23 protein-coding genes and 2 tRNA genes are annotated in these 21513 nt (G+C 69.4%); 13 read left to right on the top strand and 12 right to left on the bottom strand.

The features are described 5' to 3' along the window. Nucleotides 1-51 precede the first annotated feature (51 nt). The 4 genes from ABDZ89_RS07315 to ABDZ89_RS07300 form a co-directional block, all read right to left on the bottom strand. Nucleotides 52-435, bottom strand: coding sequence for a DUF7971 family protein (locus tag ABDZ89_RS07315; RefSeq protein ID WP_343777883.1), 384 nt, complete (start codon nt 433-435; stop codon nt 52-54). A 36-nt stretch (nt 436-471) separates the two neighbouring features. Next, nucleotides 472-1344 carry an alpha/beta hydrolase gene (locus ABDZ89_RS07310; RefSeq protein WP_343777881.1) on the bottom strand — a complete coding sequence of 291 codons (873 nt, stop codon included), beginning with the start codon at nt 1342-1344 and terminating at the stop codon, nt 472-474. Beyond that, nucleotides 1341-2339, bottom strand: a complete 999-nt coding sequence (locus tag ABDZ89_RS07305) for a PhoU domain-containing protein (protein ID WP_343777879.1) — start codon at nt 2337-2339, stop codon at nt 1341-1343. The genes ABDZ89_RS07310 and ABDZ89_RS07305 overlap by 4 nt, the downstream gene beginning before the upstream one ends. Before the next feature lie 187 nt (nt 2340-2526). Further along, the gene (locus tag ABDZ89_RS07300; RefSeq protein WP_343777878.1) at nt 2527-3474 is read right to left on the bottom strand and encodes a D-2-hydroxyacid dehydrogenase; all 948 of its coding nucleotides are present in this window, start codon (nt 3472-3474) and stop codon (nt 2527-2529) included. A 195-nt stretch (nt 3475-3669) separates the two neighbouring features. On the opposite strand from ABDZ89_RS07300, the gene ABDZ89_RS07295 reads away from it, so the two are divergent. Genes ABDZ89_RS07295 through ABDZ89_RS07280 form a run of 4 tightly spaced genes read left to right on the top strand, consistent with a single transcriptional unit; the run spans nt 3670 to nt 6029 of the window. Then, nucleotides 3670-4272, top strand: a complete 603-nt coding sequence (locus ABDZ89_RS07295; RefSeq protein ID WP_343777877.1) for a DUF2589 domain-containing protein — start codon at nt 3670-3672, stop codon at nt 4270-4272. 4 nt (nt 4273-4276) lie between these two features. Further along, a complete protein-coding gene (locus tag ABDZ89_RS07290; RefSeq protein WP_343777876.1) occupies nt 4277-4915 on the top strand; it encodes a DUF2589 domain-containing protein in 639 nt (212 codons plus the stop codon). Further along, entirely contained in the window at nt 4912-5697 is a 786-nt protein-coding gene (locus tag ABDZ89_RS07285; RefSeq protein ID WP_343777875.1) for a hypothetical protein, read from the top strand. The genes ABDZ89_RS07290 and ABDZ89_RS07285 overlap by 4 nt, the downstream gene beginning before the upstream one ends. After that, a complete protein-coding gene (locus ABDZ89_RS07280; protein ID WP_343777873.1) occupies nt 5694-6029 on the top strand; it encodes a hypothetical protein in 336 nt (111 codons plus the stop codon). The genes ABDZ89_RS07285 and ABDZ89_RS07280 overlap by 4 nt, the downstream gene beginning before the upstream one ends. Nucleotides 6030-6047: 18 nt before the next feature. Here the strand turns inward: ABDZ89_RS07280 and ABDZ89_RS07275 are convergent, their stop codons facing one another. The 5 genes from ABDZ89_RS07275 to dgoD all read right to left on the bottom strand — a co-directional run bounded on the left by ABDZ89_RS07275 (nt 6048) and on the right by dgoD (nt 10275). After that, entirely contained in the window at nt 6048-7271 is a 1224-nt protein-coding gene (locus ABDZ89_RS07275) for a cystathionine gamma-synthase (RefSeq protein ID WP_343777871.1), read from the bottom strand. A 108-nt stretch (nt 7272-7379) separates the two neighbouring features. After that, nucleotides 7380-7488, bottom strand: a tRNA-Glu gene (locus ABDZ89_RS07270). A 92-nt stretch (nt 7489-7580) separates the two neighbouring features. Further along, nucleotides 7581-8147 carry a peptidylprolyl isomerase gene (locus ABDZ89_RS07265; RefSeq protein WP_343777869.1) on the bottom strand — a complete coding sequence of 189 codons (567 nt, stop codon included), beginning with the start codon at nt 8145-8147 and terminating at the stop codon, nt 7581-7583. 86 nt (nt 8148-8233) lie between these two features. Next, a complete protein-coding gene (locus ABDZ89_RS07260) occupies nt 8234-9046 on the bottom strand; it encodes an SDR family NAD(P)-dependent oxidoreductase (protein ID WP_343777867.1) in 813 nt (270 codons plus the stop codon). A gap of 74 nt (nt 9047-9120) precedes the next feature. After that, complete coding sequence (gene dgoD, locus ABDZ89_RS07255) at nt 9121-10275, bottom strand: galactonate dehydratase (RefSeq protein ID WP_343777865.1); 1155 nt, start codon at nt 10273-10275, stop codon at nt 9121-9123. 133 nt (nt 10276-10408) lie between these two features. On the opposite strand from dgoD, the gene kdgK1 reads away from it, so the two are divergent. From kdgK1 to truA, 4 genes are all read left to right on the top strand, one after another. Beyond that, nucleotides 10409-11350: a bifunctional 2-dehydro-3-deoxygluconokinase/2-dehydro-3-deoxygalactonokinase gene (gene kdgK1, locus ABDZ89_RS07250; protein ID WP_343777864.1), complete on the top strand. Its 942-nt coding sequence runs from the start codon at nt 10409-10411 to the stop codon at nt 11348-11350. Nucleotides 11351-11434: 84 nt separating this feature from the next. Then, nucleotides 11435-12085: a bifunctional 4-hydroxy-2-oxoglutarate aldolase/2-dehydro-3-deoxy-phosphogluconate aldolase gene (locus ABDZ89_RS07245; RefSeq protein ID WP_343777862.1), complete on the top strand. Its 651-nt coding sequence runs from the start codon at nt 11435-11437 to the stop codon at nt 12083-12085. 115 nt (nt 12086-12200) lie between these two features. Next, the gene (locus ABDZ89_RS07240) at nt 12201-12665 is read left to right on the top strand and encodes a universal stress protein (RefSeq protein ID WP_343777860.1); all 465 of its coding nucleotides are present in this window, start codon (nt 12201-12203) and stop codon (nt 12663-12665) included. Then, complete coding sequence (gene truA / locus ABDZ89_RS07235) at nt 12665-13588, top strand: tRNA pseudouridine(38-40) synthase TruA (RefSeq protein WP_343777858.1); 924 nt, start codon at nt 12665-12667, stop codon at nt 13586-13588. Before ABDZ89_RS07240 ends, truA begins: the two co-directional genes overlap by 1 nt. Before the next feature lies 1 nt (nt 13589). Here the strand turns inward: truA and ABDZ89_RS07230 are convergent, their stop codons facing one another. Beyond that, nucleotides 13590-14123 carry an Rrf2 family transcriptional regulator gene (locus tag ABDZ89_RS07230; protein ID WP_343777856.1) on the bottom strand — a complete coding sequence of 178 codons (534 nt, stop codon included), beginning with the start codon at nt 14121-14123 and terminating at the stop codon, nt 13590-13592. Between the two features lie 546 nt (nt 14124-14669). Here ABDZ89_RS07230 and nadE point away from each other — a divergent pair. Next, on the top strand, nt 14670-15605 hold the full coding sequence (gene nadE / locus ABDZ89_RS07225; RefSeq protein WP_343777854.1) for an NAD(+) synthase: 936 nt from the start codon (nt 14670-14672) through the stop codon (nt 15603-15605). 27 nt (nt 15606-15632) lie between these two features. Here nadE and ABDZ89_RS07220 read toward each other — a convergent pair whose 3' ends face one another. Beyond that, entirely contained in the window at nt 15633-17087 is a 1455-nt protein-coding gene (locus tag ABDZ89_RS07220) for a M28 family peptidase (protein ID WP_343777853.1), read from the bottom strand. Between the two features lie 148 nt (nt 17088-17235). On the opposite strand from ABDZ89_RS07220, the gene ABDZ89_RS07215 reads away from it, so the two are divergent. Both ABDZ89_RS07215 and ABDZ89_RS07210 read left to right on the top strand, forming a co-directional pair. Next, nucleotides 17236-17306, top strand: a tRNA-Gly gene (locus ABDZ89_RS07215). Between the two features lie 156 nt (nt 17307-17462). Beyond that, nucleotides 17463-17849 (top strand): hypothetical protein, encoded by a 387-nt coding sequence (locus tag ABDZ89_RS07210; protein ID WP_343777851.1) that lies wholly within the window; start codon nt 17463-17465, stop codon nt 17847-17849. A 28-nt stretch (nt 17850-17877) separates the two neighbouring features. Here ABDZ89_RS07210 and ABDZ89_RS07205 read toward each other — a convergent pair whose 3' ends face one another. Further along, nucleotides 17878-19425 (bottom strand): KaiC domain-containing protein, encoded by a 1548-nt coding sequence (locus ABDZ89_RS07205; RefSeq protein WP_343777849.1) that lies wholly within the window; start codon nt 19423-19425, stop codon nt 17878-17880. A gap of 288 nt (nt 19426-19713) precedes the next feature. Between ABDZ89_RS07205 and ABDZ89_RS07200 the strand changes: the two genes are divergently transcribed. Next, the gene (locus tag ABDZ89_RS07200; protein WP_343777848.1) at nt 19714-20541 is read left to right on the top strand and encodes an NAD(+)/NADH kinase; all 828 of its coding nucleotides are present in this window, start codon (nt 19714-19716) and stop codon (nt 20539-20541) included. 61 nt (nt 20542-20602) lie between these two features. Then, on the top strand, nt 20603-21298 hold the full coding sequence (locus ABDZ89_RS07195; protein ID WP_343777846.1) for a VTT domain-containing protein: 696 nt from the start codon (nt 20603-20605) through the stop codon (nt 21296-21298). Nucleotides 21299-21513 lie beyond the last annotated feature (215 nt).

Here is a 21513-nt window from a genome sequence, read left to right as displayed (position 1 = left end):
AGACGAACCGATCCGCGGAACCGCCCGGGCGACCGGCGTCTCCGATCGCGCTTACAGGTCGGACAGTCGGATCCCGTCCTCGACCAGTCGGAAGTTCCGCTCGCGGCCGAGGTCGTCGGCGAGCCACTCGTGGTCGTACAGCTGCCCGATGAGTTCGACGTAGAGGTTCCGCCACGCGATCGCGTAGATGGGCGACTGCCCCCACGCGCGTAGCTCCGGCACGAACTCGTGATACGTGCTCGCCTGCGTCTCCATGCGCTCGACCGCGTCGGCGACGACCTCGGCCGCCTCGTCCGGCCCCGCCTCCTCGAGGGCCTCGTTCAGTCGCGACTGGATGCCCGCGATGGCGCGTCGCATGTCGCGTTCGGCGGTTCCCTCGTCCTCCGGGAGCGACTCGACGACGCCTTTCGGCACGCCGAGTTCGATCTCTGGCATGGGATCCACTGGGGGGAGCGCGCTGAAAAAACCCGTTCACCCGGCAAGGACGGGCGCGACGGTTCTGAGCCCTTCCGAGACGCGGTCTGAAAGCGATCTCGACCGGAAGTCGCGGGTCACCGCCCCACGTTCCGAGAGCCACGTTGCGGTCGCGTTCCCGACCGCCTCACGGCTGGCGTCCGGCGACAGCGACGCGGGGTCGTCGCCGGGCTGTGAACCGTAGGCCCCGAATCCGGCGTGATTGACGCCGTCGAGCTCGACGATTCGAGCGTCCGCCGGGAGGTTCGACCGAGACGCGCGCTCGCGCTCGGCGTCTATCACCCCGTCGGCGCCGCCGAGGACCGCGAGCACGTCGAGGCCGCTCTGCGAGATATCGCGGTCGCAGTACGCGGCGTGGAGGACGAGAGCGTCGTACGCCTCGGCATTTCCGGCGACGTGTCGACAGGCCATGGCACCGCCGAGCGAGTGGCCGCCGACCGCCCACGTGTCCACCTCGGGGTAGCGTTCGCGGACGCGGTCGGCGCGGTCCGGCGCGAGGACGGCCAGGTTGAGCGGGGCGTCCACCACGACGACGAGCGCTGCGCGGTCGGACGCGGCGACGATCTCGGCGGCGGTGGGAACGTAGCTCTCGTGCGCCACTCGCCCGCCCGGGTAGTAGACGAGCCCGACGGTCGACGCCGTCACCGGCCCGTCGCTGACCGCCGTCCCGACCGCCGTCCGATCGACGGAGAGGTTCGGGTCGGCCTCGACGGCCGCGACTGCGTCCGCGTCCGGGCCCAGTCCGGCGGCGAAGTACGCGGCGCCGCCGGCCACGACGACCGCGGCGAGGAGGACGGCCGCACCCACGGCGAACGCGAGCGTCCGGCGCTCGGGCAGGCGGCGCGCGACCGAGTCGAGGGACTTCCTCACGGCGTCGGGGCCGCCTTCTGAAGCGCCGTCTCGGCGATGTTGCCGCCGTAGTCGGCCGACCGGAGGACGGAGTCGACGACGAGACCGAGCAGTTGCGCGCGCGTCGGGTCGAGGTCGCGGAGGAGCTTGTCGATGGCGCGAACGCGCTCGTCGATCGCTCTGACGCCGGTTCTCGCGTCGTTCGCCCGGCGCGTCGCCGCTTCGGTGTCGTCGTCGAACAGCGCGTCCATCGCCGCGTCGATCACGTCCACCGCGTCGCCGTGGAGGTCGCTCACCGCTTCGACGACCTCGTCGGGGAGCGGTTCGTCGATGTTGAGCGTCAGGTGTGCGATCTTGGTGGCGTGGTCGCCGATCCGCTCTAACTGTCGCGCGCTGGAATGGTAGTCGAAACACTCCTCTCGGGGGAGGCCGAGCTCCTCGGCGGCCTTCGGGGTCCGCAGCGTAGCGCGGAAAATCCGCGAGACGACGAGCCACAGCCGGTCGAGGTCGTCGTCGCGACCGATCACGTCGCGCGCGAGGTCGTGGTCGCGCTCCGCGAGCGCGGTGATCGCGTCTTCGAGCATCGAAAGCGAGATCAGCCGCATTCGGGTGACCGCGTTGTGGATGGAGAGCTCCGAGGAGTCGAGCAGGTCCTGAACGACGACGCGGTCGCGGGTCTCCTCTAACACCTCCAGCCCGACGAGGCTCTGGACCGCGTCCCGGATCGTCGAACGCTGTTCGGTGGTGATCTCGGCCGACTCCAGTTCGATGACGTCGAAGCCGCTGACGTACATCGTCGTCACCGCCCGCTGGAGGGCCTGCCCGGTCAGGTCGGTAACGTCGAGCGTCCCCCGCGTTCGCTCGGACTCGGACCGCGGCGTGAGGAACAGCGAGTCGCCGTCCGGGTGGAACTCGATCTCCGTCCCGGCCTCGACGTCGTTGTCGGTCGCCCACGTCTTCGGAATCGAAACCGTGTACGTCGAGCCGCCGGTGACCTGGACTTTCCGCGTTTCCATACCCCCTCTCTGAGGCGGATCAACTTAGTTTTGATCAAAATATATACACACTGTTAATCTCACCCGCTTACGGAACCGACCGAGCCAGTATTTGTCCCGTTTTCCGGCTCGGTAGGACATATTCGAGACGTTCTCTCCCGTCTATATAGAGATACGTATTCGGTGCCGCTCGGTCACGGCGAACCGCTCACACCACGCGGTTGCGGAGCCCTTCGTCGGCGTCAAGTCGAGCGAAGTTGTCCGCGAGGATGTCCGCGACGCGCTCGTAGTACTCGGGGGTGTGGCCGGCGTTGTGCGGCGTGATCGTCACGTTCGTCAGCCCCCAAAGCGGGTGATCCTCGGGGAGCGGCTCCGGGTCGGTGACGTCGAGCGCCGCGCCGCGAATCCGGTTGTTCCGCAGTTCCGTCACCAAGGCGTCGGTGTCGACGATCGGACCGCGCGCGATGTTGACGAGGACGGCGTCGGGGCGCATCGTCCGGAGCGCGCCGGCGTCGACCAAGCCTCGGGTCGTCTCGGTGAGCGGACAGGCCAGCACGACGAACTCCGCGTCGGTGACGGCCTCGTGGAACTCGTCGAAGCCGTACACCTCGTCGGTGGGGCCGCCCTTCTCGGGCGAGTACCGGACGCCGATCGTCTCGACGTCGAACGACTCCAGCCGGTCGACGACCGCCCGGCCGATGGCGCCGAGTCCGACCACCGCGACCGTCGAGCCGTACACCTCCGTCGTCTCGTAGGTCCGCCACTCGCGTCGGGTCTGCTGGCGGTGGGCCCGGTGGAACTGTCGCGCGTGGGCGATCATCGACCCCACGACGTGTTCGGCGATGTTCGGACCGTGGACGCCCGAGGCGTTCGTCACGGCGACCCCGTGTTGGTCGAGAAGGTCGCGCGGCAGGTGTCCCGTGCCCGCGAACACGCAGGCGAACAGCTCCAGCTCCTCGGCGGCAGCGAGCAGCTCTTCGTCGATGTTGAGCCCGACCGCGACGCGCGCGCTCCGAATCAGTTCTCGCTCCTGAGCCGGCGTTTTCGCCAGCGCGACGGACTGGTCGGGGAGTCGTTCGCGTATCGCCGCGGCCAACTCGCTTGCGCCCGCACCGTGGATCGTCTGGCGCAACACGACAACGTCTGGGTCGCTCATAGGCGAGAGACTCGAGGCGACCGATAAAAGAATGCCCGTCTGGTGGACCCAATTCTGGCCGACCGGAGGGCGGGAGGGAGCGCTGTTATTCGGTGGAGACGGATAGAAACACAGAATCCATGGAACTGTGATTTAATTCTAAGTTCTAATTATAGGCACATTTATGTTAATTCGAGATCACTGTATAACGGTATCATGCCGAACCCAGACTTCACCGCGGAGCTCGCGAGCATCCCGTACGAACACGTCATCGGAGAACCGCTCCGGGCCGCCGTCGAGGCGAACGCGAGCGCGTCACAGACCGCGGCGGAGTACATCATGGAACTCGGGTTCACGGATCCGGTCGTCGGAGACCAAGAGCCGGTGATGGTCGACTTCACCTACTCCAAGCTGGTGATAGACGACGTCTCGGGTGACGAGGTGCCCGAGGAACACGTCATGTCCGTTCCGCTGTTGCTGCTGCTCCACATCCCGTACTTCGAGGTCGAGAACGTCACGATCGACTTCAACGTGAAGCTGAATTCGGTGGACTCGTACGGCCGATCGAGTCAGTTCGACGTCGAATTCTCGAAAGATTCCGAGCTCGGGTTCGACGTCGGGTTCGTCAACGGGAAGACGAAGTCGTCGGTGAACATCGGCTACCAGTCCTCGACCCGCCGAGGGAAGGAGATCAAGCGAACGTACGATCAGCGCGTTCGGGTCGAAGCCGGTTCGATAGAGCCGCCGGAGGGCGCTTCGCGGGTCCTCACGGCGCTCGAGACCGCAATCACCGACAGCGTGTCTGAGGCGGGAGAGTGAACGCGTGAGTCCGACCGACACGCTCGCCGACCTCCCGCTCTCGACGTTGTTCTCGGCGCCGCTCATCGCGGCGATCGACGCCAGCGCGCAGGCGCAACAGGAGACGGTCGACCTGCTCCGTGAGATCGGCTTCGAGCCGGATGGAACGCTCTCGACGGTGTCGTTCGAGTACGCGACGACGGAGTTCGACTCGACCACGGGCGAAACGGTCCAGCGACGGAAAACGCTCAGCGTCCCGGTACTGCTGTTCCTGTCGCTCCCCGAACTCGTGGTTCACGAGGTCGAACAGACGTTCTCGGCGAAGATCGTCGACGTCGAGTCATCCGAAGGCGAGCGGCCCACCGGTGGGGCGAAAAGCGAGCGGCACCTCAAGCAAGGGAAGACGACGCGGTCGTCCTCGTTGGCCCCGCGGCGGCTGACGGTCGCCCCGGCGACCCGTTCCGAGTCGTTCGCGCGGCGGAGCCGCTCCGCCTTCGACCTCGATATCACGATGCGCGCCGAGGTCGAGAGCAAATCGACCGGCGTCGACCTCCTCGAACGGACGCTCGCGACGACCGTCACCGACGGGGATGCGACCGACGAGCGAGCGAGCGACGCCGGGCGCAAGGCGTCGCGCGCCGATCGAGAGGCGGGGACGGAATGACCGAGCTCCGTCACTTCCTCGCGTCGCTGTACGACGCGGTGTCTGAAGCGGAGATGCAGGCGCTCCTCAACGGACGGCGGCGGCTGCGTCGGATGGTCGAATCCGGCGAGTTCGCAGACGACGTGAGCCTCCCGGTGTATCACGCGACCGACCTCTCGGTGACCCTAGACGTCGGGCTCGAAGCGAGAGAGACGAAACGCGGTATCCAGATGTTCGTTACCGAGCCGTCGGCCGACGATCAGACCGGACTCGAACTCGACCTCGAGGTGTACGACTTCCTCCAGGCGGGAGACCTCACCGCCGCTACCGACGACCCGAAGCGTCACGAAGGCGGCCTCGATGTCCACATTCCGCTGCGGGAACCGCCGGTCGACTCCGGAGACGCCGTCGATTCCGCGAGAGACACTGACGAGAAGAGCGAGGACACCCGAAAACAAGCGCGCGGTCGACGCGAGCCGACGGAAGACGAACGATCGGAGGACGAACGAACGGACGACGAACACGGGGCTAGGAAACCGACGACCGATGAATCAACGAAACGTGAGCGAACCGAAGATGAGCGAACCGAAGACGAGCGAGCCGAAGATGAGCGAACCAAGGAGGACCGACCTACAGGCGAGCGAGATAAGGATGAACGAGACAAGGACGCGGATGCCGCGGAAAAACGGGCGGAACACAAACGAGAGCGGCTTCGTAAGCCGGCGAAGTTCCCGGGGCTCAGCCTCCCGAGAGAGTGGGCACGCACCCGCGGAAACCGCGACGCTGAGGAGGACGAGCGATGAGTGACGATCGACCGGAGGTGCGGACCTACTTCGACCCGCTGACCTCGACGCAGCGTTCATCGTTGCGGTCGCGCATGGAGCGGTATCGGTCGCAGCTCGAGGACCGCGGCTACGAGGTCGCGATCGCGGAGGGGACCAACGGTCTGTTCGGCGGCGTGTTGGTGATAGACGAGGACCGCGGGCGCGTCGGGTTCCTGGAGTCGAACGGCGCCGTCACGTGGATCGACGGCTCGGCAGGCGGGCTCGGCGCCCTCGGCTCGGCCGTCACGCAAAACCATACGGACGCGCTCGAATCAGCGGTTGACTTCCCAGAGGGCGTCGACGTGGACTGAAACGTCAGTCGGAGTCGGTCACTGCCGCGCCGCGTCGAACGCCTGCTGGAGGTCGGCTTTCATGTCGTCGACGTGTTCGATCCCTACCGAGACCCGAATGAGTCCGTCCGTGAGCCCGGCCGCGAGCCGCTCCTCGCGCGGGATGGCCGCGTGCGTCATCGCGGCCGGCTGCTCGATCAGGCTCTCGACGCCGCCGAGCGACTCGGCGAGCGTGAACACCTCGGTCTCGCTCACGACGGTGGAGGCTTCTTCGAGGGTACCGTCCAGTTCGAACGAGAGCATACCGCCGAAGTCGTCCATCTGCTCGGCCGCGAGCTCGTGGTCCGGGTGGCTCTCCAGCCCGGGGTAGTAGACCCGGCTCACGTCGTCGTGGTCCTCCAGCCACTCGGCCAGCGACATCGCGTTCTCACAGTGGCGGTCCATCCGCACCGGGAGCGTCTTCGTCCCACGGAGTACGAGGAACGAGTCGAACGGGCCCGGCGTCGCGCCGACGGAGTTCTGGTAGAAGCCGAGTCGCTCGTCTAACTCCTCGTCGTCGACGATCAGCGCGCCACCGATGGTGTCGGAGTGACCGCCGAGGTACTTCGTCAGCGACTGCGAGACGATGTCGGCGCCGTGTTCGAGCGGCCGCTGGAGGTACGGAGTCGCGAACGTGTTATCGACCGCGCAGAGCGCGTCGCCCTCGTGTGCGATGTCGGCGAGCGCGCCGATGTCGTTGACGTTCATCAGGGGGTTCGTCGGCGTCTCGATCCAGACGAGCTCGGTCTCGTCGCGCATCGCCGCCCGCACCGCGTCGTGGTCGGTCGTGTCGACGAACGTCGTGTCGACGTCGTACTCGTCGTACACCTGTGTGAGGATCCGGTGCGTGCCGCCGTACACGTCGTCGCCGGCGACGACGTGATCGCCCGCAGACAACAGGTTCAGGACCGTGTTGATGGCGCCCATGCCCGACGAGAAGCAGCGCGCGTGGCTGCCCGACTCCAGCGAGGCGAGGTTCGCTTCGAGGTCGGTGCGCGTCGGGTTCCCGGTCCGGCTGTACTCGTACCCGCGGTGTTCGCCCGGCCCGTCCTGCTTGTAGGTGGAGTTCGCGTGGATCGGCGTCATCAACGCGCCCGTCTCCGGATCCGGCTCCTGTCCGGCGTGGATCGCGCGGGTCTCGATGTGCCGGTCGCCCCCGTCAGGAGAACCGACCGCGTCGGCTCCGTCGTCCGCGGTTTCGCCCTCGTCGTGTCGGTCGCTCATGCGTGAATGTCGTCGTCGAAACGGGTGATTCTTCCCATTCCGGTCGGCTCTCCGGTCGGAGACGACTCGATGAGAACGCGGCCGCGTCGCTCGCGGTGTGAGAGTGGATGCTCGGTCAGGGATTTGAACCCTGGTCGTCGGCTGACTTCCGAACCGGCGCCGAAGCGCCGCGTCCGCCGAAAGGCCAACATGATTGGCCGGACTACACCAACCGAGCGCGATTATCGCTTACGGCGGGGATGATTTATATCTTCTTAACTCTCCCCGACGTGGGAGGGGAAGACACGGGACGGGGAGCGTTCGGACCGACTACTCGTCGACCGTGACCTTCTCGATCTCGACGGCTTCGCGGGGATCGTCGTTCCGACCGGTCGGCACGCCGCCGATCTCCTCGACGACGTCCATCCCGTCGATGACCTGCCCGAAGACGGCGTGCTTGCCGTCGAGGTGCGGGGTGGCGTCGAGCGTGATGAAGAACTGCGAGCCGTTCGTGTTCGGGCCGGAGTTCGCCATCGAGAGGATGCCCGGGCCGTCGTGGGTCAGGTCGTCGTGGAACTCGTCGGCGAACTCGTAGCCGGGGCCGCCGCGGCCGTTCTCCATCGGGTCGCCGCCCTGGATCATGAAGTCGTCGATGACGCGGTGGAAGACGATGCCCTCGTACAGCGAGTCGCCGCGAACCTCGCCGGTCTTCGGGTCCTCCCACGTGTTCGTGTCGCGCGCCGGCTCGGCGTCGGCGGCGGGGTCGTGGCGGGCCAAGCCGAGGAAGTTCTCGACCGTCTTCGGCGCGCGGTCGGCGAACAGTTCGACGACGATGTCGCCGTGGTTCGTCTGGAGCGTTACCTGCGGGTTGTCCGGATTGTGGACGTCTCGTGCCATGTTCTCGGGAAGGAGCGCCCGCCGGAAAACCCTGCCCATCCGGGGCTCCAGAGGCCGGGTCCTCGTCGGCTCTTCCCCCGCACCGGTCACTCGCCGCCGCGGTAGTCGACGTACACGTCGTCTTGCATCACCTGCGATCGGCCGCCGTCGATCAGGACGCTCTCGCCGGTGATGAACGACGCGTCGTCGCTCGCGAGGAAGGCCGCGAGCCCCGCGACGTCGCTCGGCCGCCCGAGCCGTCCGACCGGGTGGAGCGCCTCGGTGTGCGCGTAGTCGTCGCCCAGTTCCTCGCGCGTCCGGTCGATCTCCACCCACCCGGGGTTGATCGTGTTCGCCGTGATCCCCTTCGGGCCGAGTTCCAGCGCCAGCGCCCGGGTCATCCCGTTGATCCCGGCCTTGACGGCGTTGTACGGGAACAGCTCCGGCATCGTCAGGAACGCGTGGTTCGAGGAGACGTTGAGTATCGTTCCCCCCTCCGGCATGTGACCGGCCGCGTGTTTGGCACACAGCCAGTAGGCCCGGAAGTCGGTCTCGACGACGAACTCCCAGTCGCCCATCGTCGCCGACTCCGCCGTCGTCTCGGTCTGGACGCCGGCGTTGTTGACGAGGGCGTCGATCCGGCCGTACTCGGCGACGGCGTGGTCGATCAAGGCTTCGACCTCCGCCGGATCGCGCATGTCCGCCCGGACGAACGTCGCCTCGCCGCCCTCGGCCGCGATGTCACCGACCACCGCTCGACCGCTCTCGGCCGACCGACCGGTGACGACGACCGACGCCCCTTCGGCGGCGAAGCGGCGCGCGACGCCGGCACCGATCCCGCGCGTTGACCCGGTGACGACGGCGACGGTGTCTGCGTGTCTGTCCGCTACGGCGTTCTCCGTCGGATCGGTCGCGGTCATACCGTCACCGGCGGCGCCCCCGACAAAGTAACCTCCGCTCCGGGAGCCGGCGCTCGCGTGTCACTCCGCTCGGCTCACCACTCGGCGACGCTGCCGTCCGCGTGCCGCCAGACCGGGTTGTGCCAGTCCACGTCGCCGTCCGCCTGCTCGCGGACGTGGTCCTCGTCGATCTCGACCCCGAGCCCCGGCCCGTCGGGGATCTGGACGAACCCGTCCTCGTAGTCGAACACGGAGGGGTCAGCGAGGTAGTCCAACACGTCGCTCGTCTCGTTGTAATGGATGTTCAGGCTCTGTTCCTGGATGAAGGCGTTCGACGAACACGCGTCGACCTGAAGGCAGGCCGCCAGCGCCAGCGGGCCGAGCGGACAGTGCGGGGCCATCGCCACGTCGTACGCCTCGGCCATCGCGGCGATCTTCTTCACCTCGGTGATCCCCCCGGCGTGCGAGAGGTCCGGCTGGATCACGTCGACCGCGCCGTCCTCGAAGACCTCCTTGAAATCCCACCGCGAGTACATGCGCTCGCCGGTCGCGATCGGGGTCGTCGTGTGCTCGGCGATCGTCGGGAGCGCGTCGTTGTGTTCCGGCAACACGGGCTCTTCGACGAACATCGGCTCGTACGGTTCGAGCTTCTCGACGAGTCGCTTCGCCATCGGCTTCGTGACGCGACCGTGGAAGTCGACGCCGATGTCGACCTCGTCGCCGACCGCTTCGCGCACTTCGCGGAGCCGAGTCGCGGCCGCCTCGACCGTCGCCGGGTCGTCGACGCGCTCTATCTCTTCGGTCGCGTTCATCTTCAGCGCCGTGAACCCCGCGTCGACCTGTTCGCGCGCCTGCTCGGCGACGTCGGAGGGTCGGTCGCCGCCGATCCACTGGTACACGCGGATCCGGTCCCGGACCGCGCCCCCGAGCAGCTCGTACACCGGCACGTCGAGCTGCTTCCCTTTGATGTCCCACAGCGCTTGGTCGATCCCGGCGATGGCGCTCATGAGGACCGGTCCGCCGCGGTAGAACCCGCCGCGGTACATCGTCTGCCAGTGGTCTTCGATCCGACTCGGGTCCTCGCCTAACAGGTAGGTGTCGAGGAGTTCCTCGACGGCGGTGCGAACGGTCTTCGACCGTCCTTCGACGACCGGCTCGCCCCAGCCGACGGTCCCGTCGGCGGTCTCGACGCGGAGGAACAGCCACCGCGGCGGGACCTCGAACAGCTCGTAATCGACGATCTCGGTCATGCGTGATGTCTGCTGTCCGCATCCCGGTCGCGTCGCTTAGTCGTTTCGAGACGCGGGGTCGACGAGGAACGAGGAGCGAGGACGACCGGGACCACAACCGTAAACCCGGCGACCGTCGCAGTTCACGACAGACATGGGCGGTATCACGACATTCGGCGAAACCATGGTTCGGCTCTCGCCGTCCCCCGGCGAGCGGATCGAGACGGCCGACGCGCTCGACTTCCGGACCGCGGGGGCGGAGAGCAACGTCGCCATCGCGGCGGCCCGCCTCGGGGCGGACGCGACGTGGATCTCGAAGCTCCCCGACTCCCCGCTCGGGCGGCGCGTCGCCGGCGACGTGCGACGCCACGGCGTCGACCCGGCGGTCACGTGGAGCGACGAGGGCCGACAGGGGACCTACTACATCGAGCGCGGGAGCGAGCCGCGCGGGACGAACGTCATCTACGACCGGGCCGACGCCGCAGTGACCTCGATGACGGCGAGCGAGGCGCCGACCGACGCGGTCGAGTCCGCGGACGTCTTCTTCACCACCGGCATCACGCCGGCGCTGTCGGAGACGCTGCGCGAGACGACGGCCGACCTCCTCGAAACCGCGTCGACGACCGCCTTCGACCTGAACTACCGCGGGAAACTCTGGTCGCCCGAGCGCGCTCGCGAGACGCTGGAAACGCTGCTCCCGAACGTCGGCCTCCTCTTCGTCCCCGAACGGGACGCCCGAACCGTCCTCGGGGCGGAGGGGTCGGCCGAAGCGATCGGCGCAGACCTTCGCGACCGGTTCGACTGCGAGGCCGTGGTCGTGACGCGCGGGAGCGACGGGGCGCTCGCGAGCACCGGCGCGGGCGTCGTCGAGCAGGACGCCTTCGCGGCGGAGACGGTCGACCCGATCGGCACGGGCGACGCCTTCGTCGGCGCGTTCCTCTCGCGGTACGTCCGCGACGCGTCCGTCGCGACGGCGCTGGAGTGGGGCGCGGCCGCCGCGTCGCTCAAGCGGACGATCGAGGGCGACCACGCGGTTATCACGGAGGGAGAGGTGGCGGACGTCGTCGCCGCCGACGGGACCGACATCGACCGCTGAGCACGGAGAATCGACGGGGCGCTGGCGCGACGTGGTCACGCGGCGTGCGCTCGATTTATCAGCCTCCCCGTCCCCGGTGAGCGTATGCGCACTCGACAGGTCGAGCGACTCGTCGACGACGGGGTCATCGCGATCCTCCGCGGCGTGGAACCGGACTCGGCGGGAGACGTGGCTCGGGCGGTCGTCGACGGCGGCGTCACGGCGCTCGAAGTGACGGCCGACACGCCGGGCGTCGAGGGGATCGTCGAGGCGTTGTCCGCGGAGCTTGACGACGTGCTCGTCGGCGCGGGCACCGTCCTCGACGCGGAGACGGCGCGGGCGGTCCAACTCGCCGGCGCGGACTTCCTCGTCACGCCCACGGTCGACGAGGGCGTGATCGAGACGGCGAACCGCTACGGCACGCCGGTCGCGACGGGGGCGTTCACGCCGACCGAGGCGATCCGCGCGTATCAGGCCGGTGCGGACCTCGTGAAGGTCTTCCCGGCGGCGACCGGCGGCCCCGAACACGTCGCGGCGCTCTCGGGGCCGCTCCCGCAGGTGCCGCTGGTGCCGACCGGCGGCGTCGGGCCCGACAACGCCGGCGCGTACGTCGAGGCCGGGGCGGCCGCGGTCGGCGTCGGGAGCGGGATCGCGGACGACGATGCGGTCGCGACCGGCGACTACGCGGTGATCACCGAGAACGCCCGGGGGGTCGTCGACGCCGTCGCCGAGGCGCGAGCGCGTCGCGACGACTGAGGCGAACCCCACGAGAGGCGCACTCCCGCGACGGACCGGCCGAGGATCGACGGAACCGCCGTCTCAGCGCGTTCCGGCCGATAGTGTTTTGCCGAGTGCGGCACCACCCGAAGCCATGTACGACGACATCCTCCTCCCCGTCGCGCCGGGCGGCGAGGCGAACGACGCGATCCCCCACGCGACCAGCCTCGCCCAGCACTACGACGCGACGGTTCACGTCGTCTCCGCCGCCGACACCGCGGTCGACACGCTCGCGGGGCAGCGGACGGGCGCCTTCTCGGACCGACTGGCGGACGCGGCCGAGAAGCGCGTCGAGGCCGTGACGGACGAGCTCGAAGCCGCGGGTGTCGAGACGGTCGGCAGCGTCGTCCGCGGCGATCCGCTTGAGGTCATCGAGAACGCGATCGAGGACGGCGCCGACATCGTCATCATGCCCAGCCACACCCGTCGGGGGATCCGCCGGCTCCTCTTGGGGAGCGTGACCGAGAAGGTCGTGCGCGTCGCGACCGTCCCGGTGGTGACCGTACCGATGGCCGACCCCGAAGCGGATGGCGAGGCGCCGCCGTCGACCGACGCGTAGTGACGACCGAACCGACCGCACGCGGGACGGTCACCCGCGCGTTCCGGGTCGCGTACGACGGCCGGGAGTACGCCGGCTTCCAGCGCCAGCCGCACGCGCGGACGGTCGCCGACGCGCTCCTCGACGCCCTCGCGGAACACGGCGTCGTCGAGCCCGGAGACGGACCGACTCACGCGACGCCGCCCGGCTACGCCGCCGCCGGGCGAACCGATGCCGGCGTCTCCGCCGTGGGGCAGACCGTCGCGTTCGAAGCGCCGACGTGGCTCACGCCGCGAGCGTTCAACGGGCACCTCCCGGGCTCGGTCCGCGCGTGGGCCGCCGCCGACGTCGACGACGGCTTCCACGCGACGCACGACGCCGTCCGACGAACGTACCGGTACCACCTGTACGCGCCGACCGCGGCCGCAGACCCCGCGGAGGGGTCCGGAGGCGCGAACCGAGGCCCGGAGTACGCGGTCGACGACGAACGCTTCCGGGACGCGCTCGCGCGGTTCGACGGCGAGCACGACTTCCACAATCTCACGACGGACGAGACGGGAACCGTCCGCGACCTCGACGCGCGAGCGACTCGCGAGGGCGACGTGTTCGTGATCGAGGTCGCGGCGGACGGGTTCCCGCGGGCGCTCGTTCGACGGGTCGTCGCGGCGGTCCGCACGGTCGGTCGGGGGGCGGCCGAACTCGGCTGGATCGATAGACTGCTGGCGGCCGAGCCGATCCCCGGGGGGCGAGGCGTCGGGCCGGCACCTCCCGAACCGCTCGTGTTGTGGGACGTGACCTATCCCGACGCCGAGTTCGCGGTCGACCCCGAGGCCCTCGACAGCGCGCTCGTCGCCTTCGGCGAGCGACACCGAGACGCCCGTCACGCCGCGGCCGCGACCGGCGCGGTCCGCGAGCGACTGGCCGCCTTCGACGAAGAACGGTAGCTCAGGCCGCGGAGCCGCCCGCCGGCGTCTCCATCCCGTCGACGCGGACCAGGAGGGTGTTGCCGTCGACGTTCGTCGCGTCGACCACGCCCGAGAGCCGCAGGCCGGTCGCCGGCGTCGGGCCGACGGTCACGTGATCGCCCGCGTCGAAGGGGCCGACCGGGCCGCGGATCACGAGTTCGGCGCGGCACAGCTCCGGGTTCGCGACGCTCGATAAGTCGATCTCCGCCACCGTGACGTCCTCAACTGGGGTCCCCTCGCGTTCTACCGGCGTCGTCGCGGCGTCGTCCAGCCGCTCGACGCCGAGCACGTCGTACGCGCCGTCGGTCGGCACGTAGCCGCCGTCCGGGCCCGCGACCCCCTCGACGAGGCCGAGCGTCCGGAGACTCCCCATTCGGTTCCTGACCGTGCCCGCGTTGCGGTCGATGGCGTCGGCGATCTCGCGCCCCTGTACCGGCGCGTCCCGCCCGTCGGCGAGGTTCACGAGCGCGGTGAGCACCCGCTTCTGACTGGAACTCAACTGAATGTTTGACATGGACGTTTCGACCGCGCTTGAAGTAATAAATGTTCGTATATAACGACATTATATGCTTGGAATAGATTTTTCAACTCCAATAAGTTGAATTCGAGAAGCTATTGCCGGACAGAGTACTAGGATATGAGAATCGATGCGTATCCACCAGCGACTTCTGGGGTTATTGGCTTTCTCTCCGCATGTAGGCAATGATTGTTTCCAGATGTCTCTGACCGCTCATGGAGTCTGTGGTAATATCTCAATTCCTTATATGATCGACACCGCAGGTATTTACGGGGTCGAGTGGTAGCCGCGGACAAGTAATGACGATCCAGACCGATCAGCGGGTCGGCGTCGGAGAACGCACCGGGCTTCCGCATCGAGCCCGCGGAGACCGCCGCGACCGCTCGTCGAGGTCGGCCGTTCAGCCCGGGCGAGAATCGGTACGGTTCGGAACGTCGACCGCTCGGTTCGGAACGTCGACCGCTCGGTTCGGAACGTCGACCGCTCGGTTCGGAACGTCGACCGCTCGGCTCGACAGATCGAACGCTCCGAAGGGTGGTATCGATGGCTGACCGCGACTCGGCGTTCGGGCCGGACGCGGCCGCGCCGTCGAGGCGAGCGAGCGACGACGCCGCTCCGGGCGACGGTCGAGCCCACGACCGAGACGCCGACCGGGCCCGGACGCTGCTTCCGGACCGCGACCCGACGGTCGAACGCGACCGGGTCCGGTCGTTCATCGCGGAGCGGGTCGGCGCCGCGGGCGCCGAGGGCGTGGTGGTGAACATGAGCGGCGGGCTCGACTCGACGGTGACCGCCGCACTCGCGGTCGAGGCGCTCGGCGCCGACCGAGTGTACGGGCTGATACTGCCGTGTAACAAGATCGGCGCGCCGCACGCCCGCGACGCCGAAGCGCTCGCCGAGGCGCTCGGTATCGAACACGACACGGTTCACCTCCAGCCGCTGTTCGCGCAGTTCGGCGCGGTCGCGCCCGACCGGTTCGACCTCCACGACGAGCCGGTCCGGTCCGGCAACGCGGTCGCGCGCCTCCGGATGGCCGTCGCCTACCTCGCCGCCAACGCCACCGGCTCGCTGGTCTGTGGCACGGCGAATCGGAGCGAGCTACTCTTGGGCTACCTCACGAAACACGGCGACGGCGCGGCGGACATGTTCCCGCTCGGACACCTTTATAAGACGGACGTCCGGGCGCTCGCGGCCGAACTGGACGTTCCGGAATTCGTCGTCGAGAAAGCCCCGTCGGCCGGGTTCCTTCCGGGGCAGCGCGACGCGGACGATCTGGGCGCCCCGTACGAGGTGATCGACCCCGTGCTCCACCTCGGTGCCGACCGCGGGCTTGACCCGGAGGCCGTCGTCGAACGGATCGCGGCGGCCGACGCCGCCGTCGACGCCGACCGCGAACTCGTCGCGGAACTCCTCGGCCGTCATCGCGCGACGGCGCACAAGCGACTGCCACCGCCGACGCCGGACGCAGCGATCGAGTGAGGGGGATGATCCCCTCCGGAGGGTGAGTCAGTCCCAGTCGGCCGGCCAGAGGTCGGCCGCGCGCATCCCCGTCTCGAAGTCGGCTTCGCGAAAGGCGGCCGCGAGCGCGTCCGGGTCGAGTCGCGGCAGGTCGCGCTCCGGCGCCGCGAACTCGGCGACGAGCAGGGCGACGAGCATCGCGTGTTCGCGGACGTTGCGGTCGTCTACCTTGTCACGCGTGTCCGCGTGGGTGTGCCCCCATCCCCGGCCGCGATCGCCCGAGTCGCTGTGAAGCTGGAGCGCCGGCACGCCGCGGCGCACGAACGGCCACTGGTCGGAGAAGGGATGCGGCTGCGCGTCGACTTCGATCGGCTGGCGCGTCGCCGTCGACACGGCCTCCGCGACCGACGCGGCCGCCGTCGAGGCGTGCGCGAGCGCGACCAGGTCGCGGAACCGCCCCGCGCCGTCGACGTTGACCACGCCCTTCACGCGGTCGAGGTCCACGCTGTCGGCGAGGTGTTCCGCGCCGAGCAGGCCGACCTCCTCGGCGCCGACCGCGACGACGTCGACGCCGAGCGGGAGGTCCGCGCTGGCCAGAATCTCGGCCGCGGTCGCGACCGTCGCGATGCCGCAGCCGTTGTCGAGCGCGCCCTCGGCGATGTCGTGGGCGTCGTAGTGCGCGACGAGCAGGACGCGGTCGTCGGTGTCCGGTCCCGCCCGCCCGATCACGTTGCGGCTCTCCCCCGGGGTCGTCGACGCCTCGACCGACAGCTCGGCCTGTGCGACGGAGCCCGCTCCGGCCGCGGCCCCACCGCTCGCGGCACCGGACGACCCGCCGACCGCGTACTCGCGGAGCCACGCGCCGGTCTCCTTCGAGACGCCGACCGCGACCGCCTCGGCCTCCCTCCCGAAGGTGAGCGAGCCGGTCGGCGGCAGTTGGCCGTCGAGGTGGTTGACGAACACGAACCCGACCGCGCCCGCGTCGACGGCGTAGCCGAATTTCTCCATCCGGTGAACGAACCGCCCCCCGGCCGGCGTGGTCGTCGAGGCGACGGCGATCCGTCCCTCCACGTCGCGCTCGTCGATCTCGGACGGCGTGCCGTAGCCCACGTCGACGAGCTCTCCCGACGCGCCTCCCGCCGGCGAGTACGGGAGGGCTATCGATTCGAACGAGCGCGTCGCCGGCTCGCCGTCTCGCCCCGAGACCGTCACGTCGAGTGTTGCGGTCCCGCGTTCCCACGCGGGCAGTTCGAAAGGATCCGTGCGCACGTCGGCGAGCCCCGCGCGCTCGAAGGCGTCCGCCACCACTCCGGCGGCGCGGCGCTCGCCCTCGCTCCCCGCCATCCGGCTGCCGATCGCGGTGAGATCGGTGACGAACTGCCAGGGTTCGTCGTCGGTCCACGTCGCGCCGAGCGCCGGAGCGAGTTCCGCGACTCGCTCGCGCACCCGCTCGACCGCGGGACCTGCGTCCGATCGCGTCGGGTCAGCTGCGTCGTCGGTCATGAACTCGACACCGTCGGCGACGGCTTAAGCGTGTGGCTCGCGGCACCGGAGCGCGATTGCCGGACGGTGCGCGCCCGATAGTCGGCGCCTCGGACCACGGGACGGGAAGCGCTACGTTGAAGTGGGACGGTCGGGTAGGTCGGATTGCGCACCGTTGGTCCAGTGGTAGGACATTAGCTTCCCAAGCTAATAGCCCGGGTTCAATTCCCGGACGGTGCATTCCTGCGGCGAGCAATACCGCGAGCCGCGGGAATCGGCAGGGGAAGTGAACCCCGTCAGTCGCGCGCAGCGAGGCGGAAGCGGAGCGGGACGCCGCACCCGGACCGCTTCGCATGCCAAGCTTCTAGTCGCGGTGGTCGCGCTTTACTCGACATCATGAAACGACGGCAGGCGGTCACCGTGGCGGTCGGCCTCTCCGCCGGGCTGGCCGGCTGTTCGGGGTTCCGATCCGGCGACGGCGGGGTCGATCTGACGGTCTTTAATCAGGCGGCAGTTCCCTACACCGTCGAGGTCGAGCTCCTCGGCGAGGGGAGTTCGGAGTCGGCGGCGAGAGCGTACGGCACGACGCTGGACGTCGAACCGAACGGCGAGCAGACGCGCGAGGCCGTCGCCGAAGCCGGGCGGTACCTGGTTCGCTACCGCGTCTACGAGCGCGACTCGGAACTGACCGACCAGGACCACGTCCACTATATCCCCTCCGGAGACGGCTCCGAGAGCCTGACGTTCGACGTTCAAGAAACGGGCGTGTTGACCCGGCGGTGACGTCCTGGCCGCCGGCATCTCTTGGGGTTCAGAAGATGTTCGCCTGATCGTACACCGAGATACCGGTGTCGGTGATGTCGTACGGCTTCGTCTCGCGGGAGTGGTTCGCGTCGCGGATCTTCTGTATCTCGACGGCCAGTCGCGTCTCGCGGAAGTCCGACCCGCGGACGTACTGGAGGACGAACACCGCGTCGGTGAGGTACTCGACGATCCCGTGACGCGACGCGTACGCGGTGTCCTCGCTCGCCTCGGAGGTGAGGAGGGTCGTCACGCCCGCCTCCTTCAGCGAGCGCGTGAACCCGAACACCTCCGACCGACGCTTCGCCGGGTGGTCGTACATCATCTCCAGTAGGGAGACGGAGTCGAGCACCAGCCGGTCGGCGTCGAACTCGGCGATGAGCCGGATGAGGTCGTTCCGGATCGACGCGAGCGAGTTGGCCATCTCGATGGGATCGATCGCGACGACGGCGAGCCGACCCTCGTCGGCGTGCTCGCGGAACGACCACCCCTTCTCGTCGGCCGTGTCGAAGATCGATTCGCGGGTCTGTTCGAGGGTGATGTACACGCCCTTCTCACCCGATTCGAGGGCGTGGTTGAGGAACTGGAGCGCGAACGTCGTCTTCCCGGTCCCGGCGCCCCCGATGACCGAGAGGAGCGACCGGCGAGGGACGCCGCCGAGGATCATGTCGTCGAGGCCTTTGATCCCGATGTCGGTCCGATCGATCTCCGACTCGAACTCGTCGGGATCGACGTCGAAGTCGGCCGTGTCCCCCCCGCCGGCACCGCCGCCGAGTTCCCCGAAGCCGAAGTCGTCGTCGCTTCCGCCCGAGGAGCCGCGGTAGCCGCCGAAGGGGTCGGCGCCACCGCCGTCGCTCGGCGATCCGCCGCCCGAATCGCCGGTGCCGCTCCCACCGCGGCTGCCGCCGAACGGGTCGTCCTCGCCGAACGGGTCTCCGCTACCGTCAGCGGGCTCGGGATCGCGGCCCGTGCCGGAGGCGGATCCCGTGCCCGGGTCTGGTTCCGGGTCGCCACTCCCGCCGAAGGGGTCGTCCCCGCCGAAGGAGCCGCTCCCGCCGAAGGAACCGAAGTCTTCGTCACCGTCGCCGCTCAGGTCACCGAACGCGTCCGCGGGGACCCCCTTGGTCGACCGGTCCGCGGGCTCGTCTCCGTTCGCCGGAGCGTCGAGTCCGTCGTGATCGCCACCCCCACCGTCATCCCCGCCACCGAGATCGGCGAACGACTCGCTTCCGCCACCGAACGGGTCGCCGCCGTCGCCCGGATCATCGTCGCTCTCGCCGCCCCCGCCGAACGGATCGGTCGCACCTCCGTCGTCGCTAGCTTCGTCGACCGCGCCGCCGAAGGGGTCGACCGACTCGGTGTCGTCGGTCGTGCTCTCTGGGTCAGCCGCGCTCTCGGGATCGGCCGGCGCGTCCTCGTCCCCGTGATCGGTCTCGTCCGCTTCCCCGTCCGTCTCCGCGTCGGCGGAGTCGGACTCCGGCCCACCCACCGGTCGCTCGTCGGACTCCTCGTCGGTCTCGCGTAACGCTCGCTCGAACCAGTCGTCCTCCTCGCTCATTCTGTTCGTCGCCCGTGGGGGGTCGACATGACCCGAGCAAGGCGACCGAGTGGCTTGAAACTTTCCGGCCGCGTTTCAGGTTCTGAGAACGCGTCCGATCCAGCGAGAGTCGGACGCTCCGGGCCAACTCGTCCGGCCGAGTGGCAAAAGCGCGCGACGCTCGGCGCCGAGACCGCTCCCGACGACCGGGCGAACGCGCTCCGGCGGACGGTTACAGGGCGGTCCCGGACCGCGGCGCGTTCGCCCGATGTCCGCACGCTTTTACCCGGGGACGGGGATGGACCGGGTATGGAAGTGGGCATCGTGGCGCGAAAGGGCAGCGAGCGCGCGGCGTCGCTCGCGGCGACGCTCAGAGACGTCGTCGTCGACGCCGGCGAGGCCGTCTGGCTCGACGAGGAGACCGCCGCGGCGCTCGACGCCGGCGACGACGCGCGGTCGGTCAAGGCGTTCGACGACTGCGACCTCGTCGTGGCCGTCGGGGGCGACGGGACGTTCCTGTTCGTCGCGCGCAACGCCGGTGACACCCCCATCGTCGGGGTGAACCTCGGCGAGGTCGGCTTTCTCAACGCCGTCTCCCCGGCCGACGCCGCGACCGCCCTCCGTGCCGAAGTCCGAGCGTTCCGCGACTGCGGCCTCGACGTCCGCGAGGCGCCGCGCCTCACCGCCAGCGCCGGCGACTGGACCTCGACCCCGGCCGCGAACGAGATCGTCGTCCAGGGCGACCGCCGCGGCCCGGGCGGGGGGATCGACTACGAGGTGCGGGTCGACGGCGCCACGTACGGCGAGGGGCACGCAGACGGTGTCCTCGTCGCCACGCCGACGGGGTCGACCGCGTACAACCTCTCGGAGCGCGGGCCGCTCGTCCATCCCGCGGTCGACGGACTGGTCGTCAACGAGATGGTCGCCGACGAGGGGATGCCCCCGCTCGTCGTTGACACCGACGCGACCGTCACCGTCGCGGTCGAAAACGACGCGGGCGCCACCGTCGCCAGCGACGGGCGCGACACTGCCACGCTCGAGGGCCCGGTCGAGATCACGATCGAACGGACCGCGCCGCCGATACGGATCGCCGGGCCGCCGTCGGACTTCTTCGAGGCGCTCGGGAAGCTGTCGTGAGTCGGGCGTCGCGGATCGAGGACCCACAAAGCGTTTATCGAGCGACTGCGGACCCCAGAGCGTGAATCGGCGATCGACGCTCGGCGGGTACGCGGTCGCGGGCGTCGTCGTCGCCGCGGTGGCGACGCTCGCGCTCGCGGCCTCGCCGGAAGCGGCGCTCTCGCGGCTCCGCTGGCTCGCGACGGACCCCCTGCGGTTCGGGGTCGCCGTCGTCGCGCTCGCGGCCTTCAGGCCCCTTCTCGCGTGGCCGACGACGCTGCTCGCGGTCGCCGTCGGCTTCGGGTACGGCTGGGTCGGGACGCCGTTCGCGCTCGCGCTCGTCGTCGGCACGGCGGCCCTTCCGTACGCGCTCGCTCGCGCCGGACGGCTCCGGCTTCGAGGAGCGACGGAGGAGGGCGGGCGGTCCGGGATCGCCGGCCGGTTCTGTCGCGCCGGCGAACGCTTCGCGGCGGAGTCCGGCAGCGTGCGCGCCGTGGCCGGCACCCGCCTGTTGCCGCTCCCCTCCGACGCGGTGACCGTCGGCGCCGCGGCCGCCGGGGTTAGTACTCGTCCGTTCGCGATCGGGACGGCGATCGGTGAACTACCGTGGGTCGTCTGCGGCATCGCGGTCGGCGTGTCGCTGGATCGCCTCACCGCGGCCGGCGGCTCCCTCGTCGACCCGACCGTGATACTCGGCATGGCCGCGGTGGGGACGCTGGTGCTCGCCGGGCCGCTCTATCGGACGTTCGTTCGCCCCGACGCGACGGCGTCGCCCTGAAGCGGTGTCGCAAGCGGACCGGTAGGAGTGGGACGAAACCGAACTGAGAAAACGGAGACCGCCCGGAGCGTCGTCGCGCGGGCGATCGTGCGGGTCGTGTGCCTCTGACCCTCGACGCGGGGACCGACCGCGACGCTGCGCGCATTCCCCCGGTCCCCGAACCCCGGGGACCGAACCCAGCCCTAACCCCGAAGTCGCGATGCGACCGCTCGCCG

The sequence above is a fragment of the Halorubrum ejinorense genome, assembly GCF_039522565.1.
Lineage (GTDB): Archaea > Halobacteriota > Halobacteria > Halobacteriales > Haloferacaceae > Halorubrum > Halorubrum ejinorense.
The sequence above is the reverse complement of the archived record's forward strand: the minus strand, read 5'-3'. Positions and strand labels throughout refer to the sequence as shown.

Bases quoted from the DNA above. Each gene is read 5' to 3' on its own strand.
- ABDZ89_RS07210 (WP_343777851.1), top strand. From the start codon at position 17,463: ATGAAACGACGGCAGGCGGTCACCGTGGCGGTCGGCCTCTCCGCCGGG.
- ABDZ89_RS07305 (WP_343777879.1), bottom strand. From the start codon at position 2,339: ATGGAAACGCGGAAAGTCCAGGTCACCGGCGGCTCGACGTACACGGTT.
- ABDZ89_RS07275 (WP_343777871.1), bottom strand. From the start codon at position 7,271: ATGAGCGACCGACACGACGAGGGCGAAACCGCGGACGACGGAGCCGAC.
- ABDZ89_RS07285 (WP_343777875.1), top strand. From the start codon at position 4,912: ATGACCGAGCTCCGTCACTTCCTCGCGTCGCTGTACGACGCGGTGTCT.
- ABDZ89_RS07295 (WP_343777877.1), top strand. From the start codon at position 3,670: ATGCCGAACCCAGACTTCACCGCGGAGCTCGCGAGCATCCCGTACGAA.
- ABDZ89_RS07230 (WP_343777856.1), bottom strand. From the start codon at position 14,123: ATGTCAAACATTCAGTTGAGTTCCAGTCAGAAGCGGGTGCTCACCGCG.
- ABDZ89_RS07240 (WP_343777860.1), top strand. From the start codon at position 12,201: ATGTACGACGACATCCTCCTCCCCGTCGCGCCGGGCGGCGAGGCGAAC.
- kdgK1 (WP_343777864.1), top strand. From the start codon at position 10,409: ATGGGCGGTATCACGACATTCGGCGAAACCATGGTTCGGCTCTCGCCG.
- ABDZ89_RS07220 (WP_343777853.1), bottom strand. From the start codon at position 17,087: ATGACCGACGACGCAGCTGACCCGACGCGATCGGACGCAGGTCCCGCG.
- ABDZ89_RS07245 (WP_343777862.1), top strand. From the start codon at position 11,435: ATGCGCACTCGACAGGTCGAGCGACTCGTCGACGACGGGGTCATCGCG.
- ABDZ89_RS07200 (WP_343777848.1), top strand. From the start codon at position 19,714: ATGGAAGTGGGCATCGTGGCGCGAAAGGGCAGCGAGCGCGCGGCGTCG.
- ABDZ89_RS07205 (WP_343777849.1), bottom strand. From the start codon at position 19,425: ATGAGCGAGGAGGACGACTGGTTCGAGCGAGCGTTACGCGAGACCGAC.
- ABDZ89_RS07265 (WP_343777869.1), bottom strand. From the start codon at position 8,147: ATGGCACGAGACGTCCACAATCCGGACAACCCGCAGGTAACGCTCCAG.
- dgoD (WP_343777865.1), bottom strand. From the start codon at position 10,275: ATGACCGAGATCGTCGATTACGAGCTGTTCGAGGTCCCGCCGCGGTGG.
- ABDZ89_RS07260 (WP_343777867.1), bottom strand. From the start codon at position 9,046: ATGACCGCGACCGATCCGACGGAGAACGCCGTAGCGGACAGACACGCA.
- ABDZ89_RS07280 (WP_343777873.1), top strand. From the start codon at position 5,694: ATGAGTGACGATCGACCGGAGGTGCGGACCTACTTCGACCCGCTGACC.
- ABDZ89_RS07315 (WP_343777883.1), bottom strand. From the start codon at position 435: ATGCCAGAGATCGAACTCGGCGTGCCGAAAGGCGTCGTCGAGTCGCTC.
- ABDZ89_RS07300 (WP_343777878.1), bottom strand. From the start codon at position 3,474: ATGAGCGACCCAGACGTTGTCGTGTTGCGCCAGACGATCCACGGTGCG.
- nadE (WP_343777854.1), top strand. From the start codon at position 14,670: ATGGCTGACCGCGACTCGGCGTTCGGGCCGGACGCGGCCGCGCCGTCG.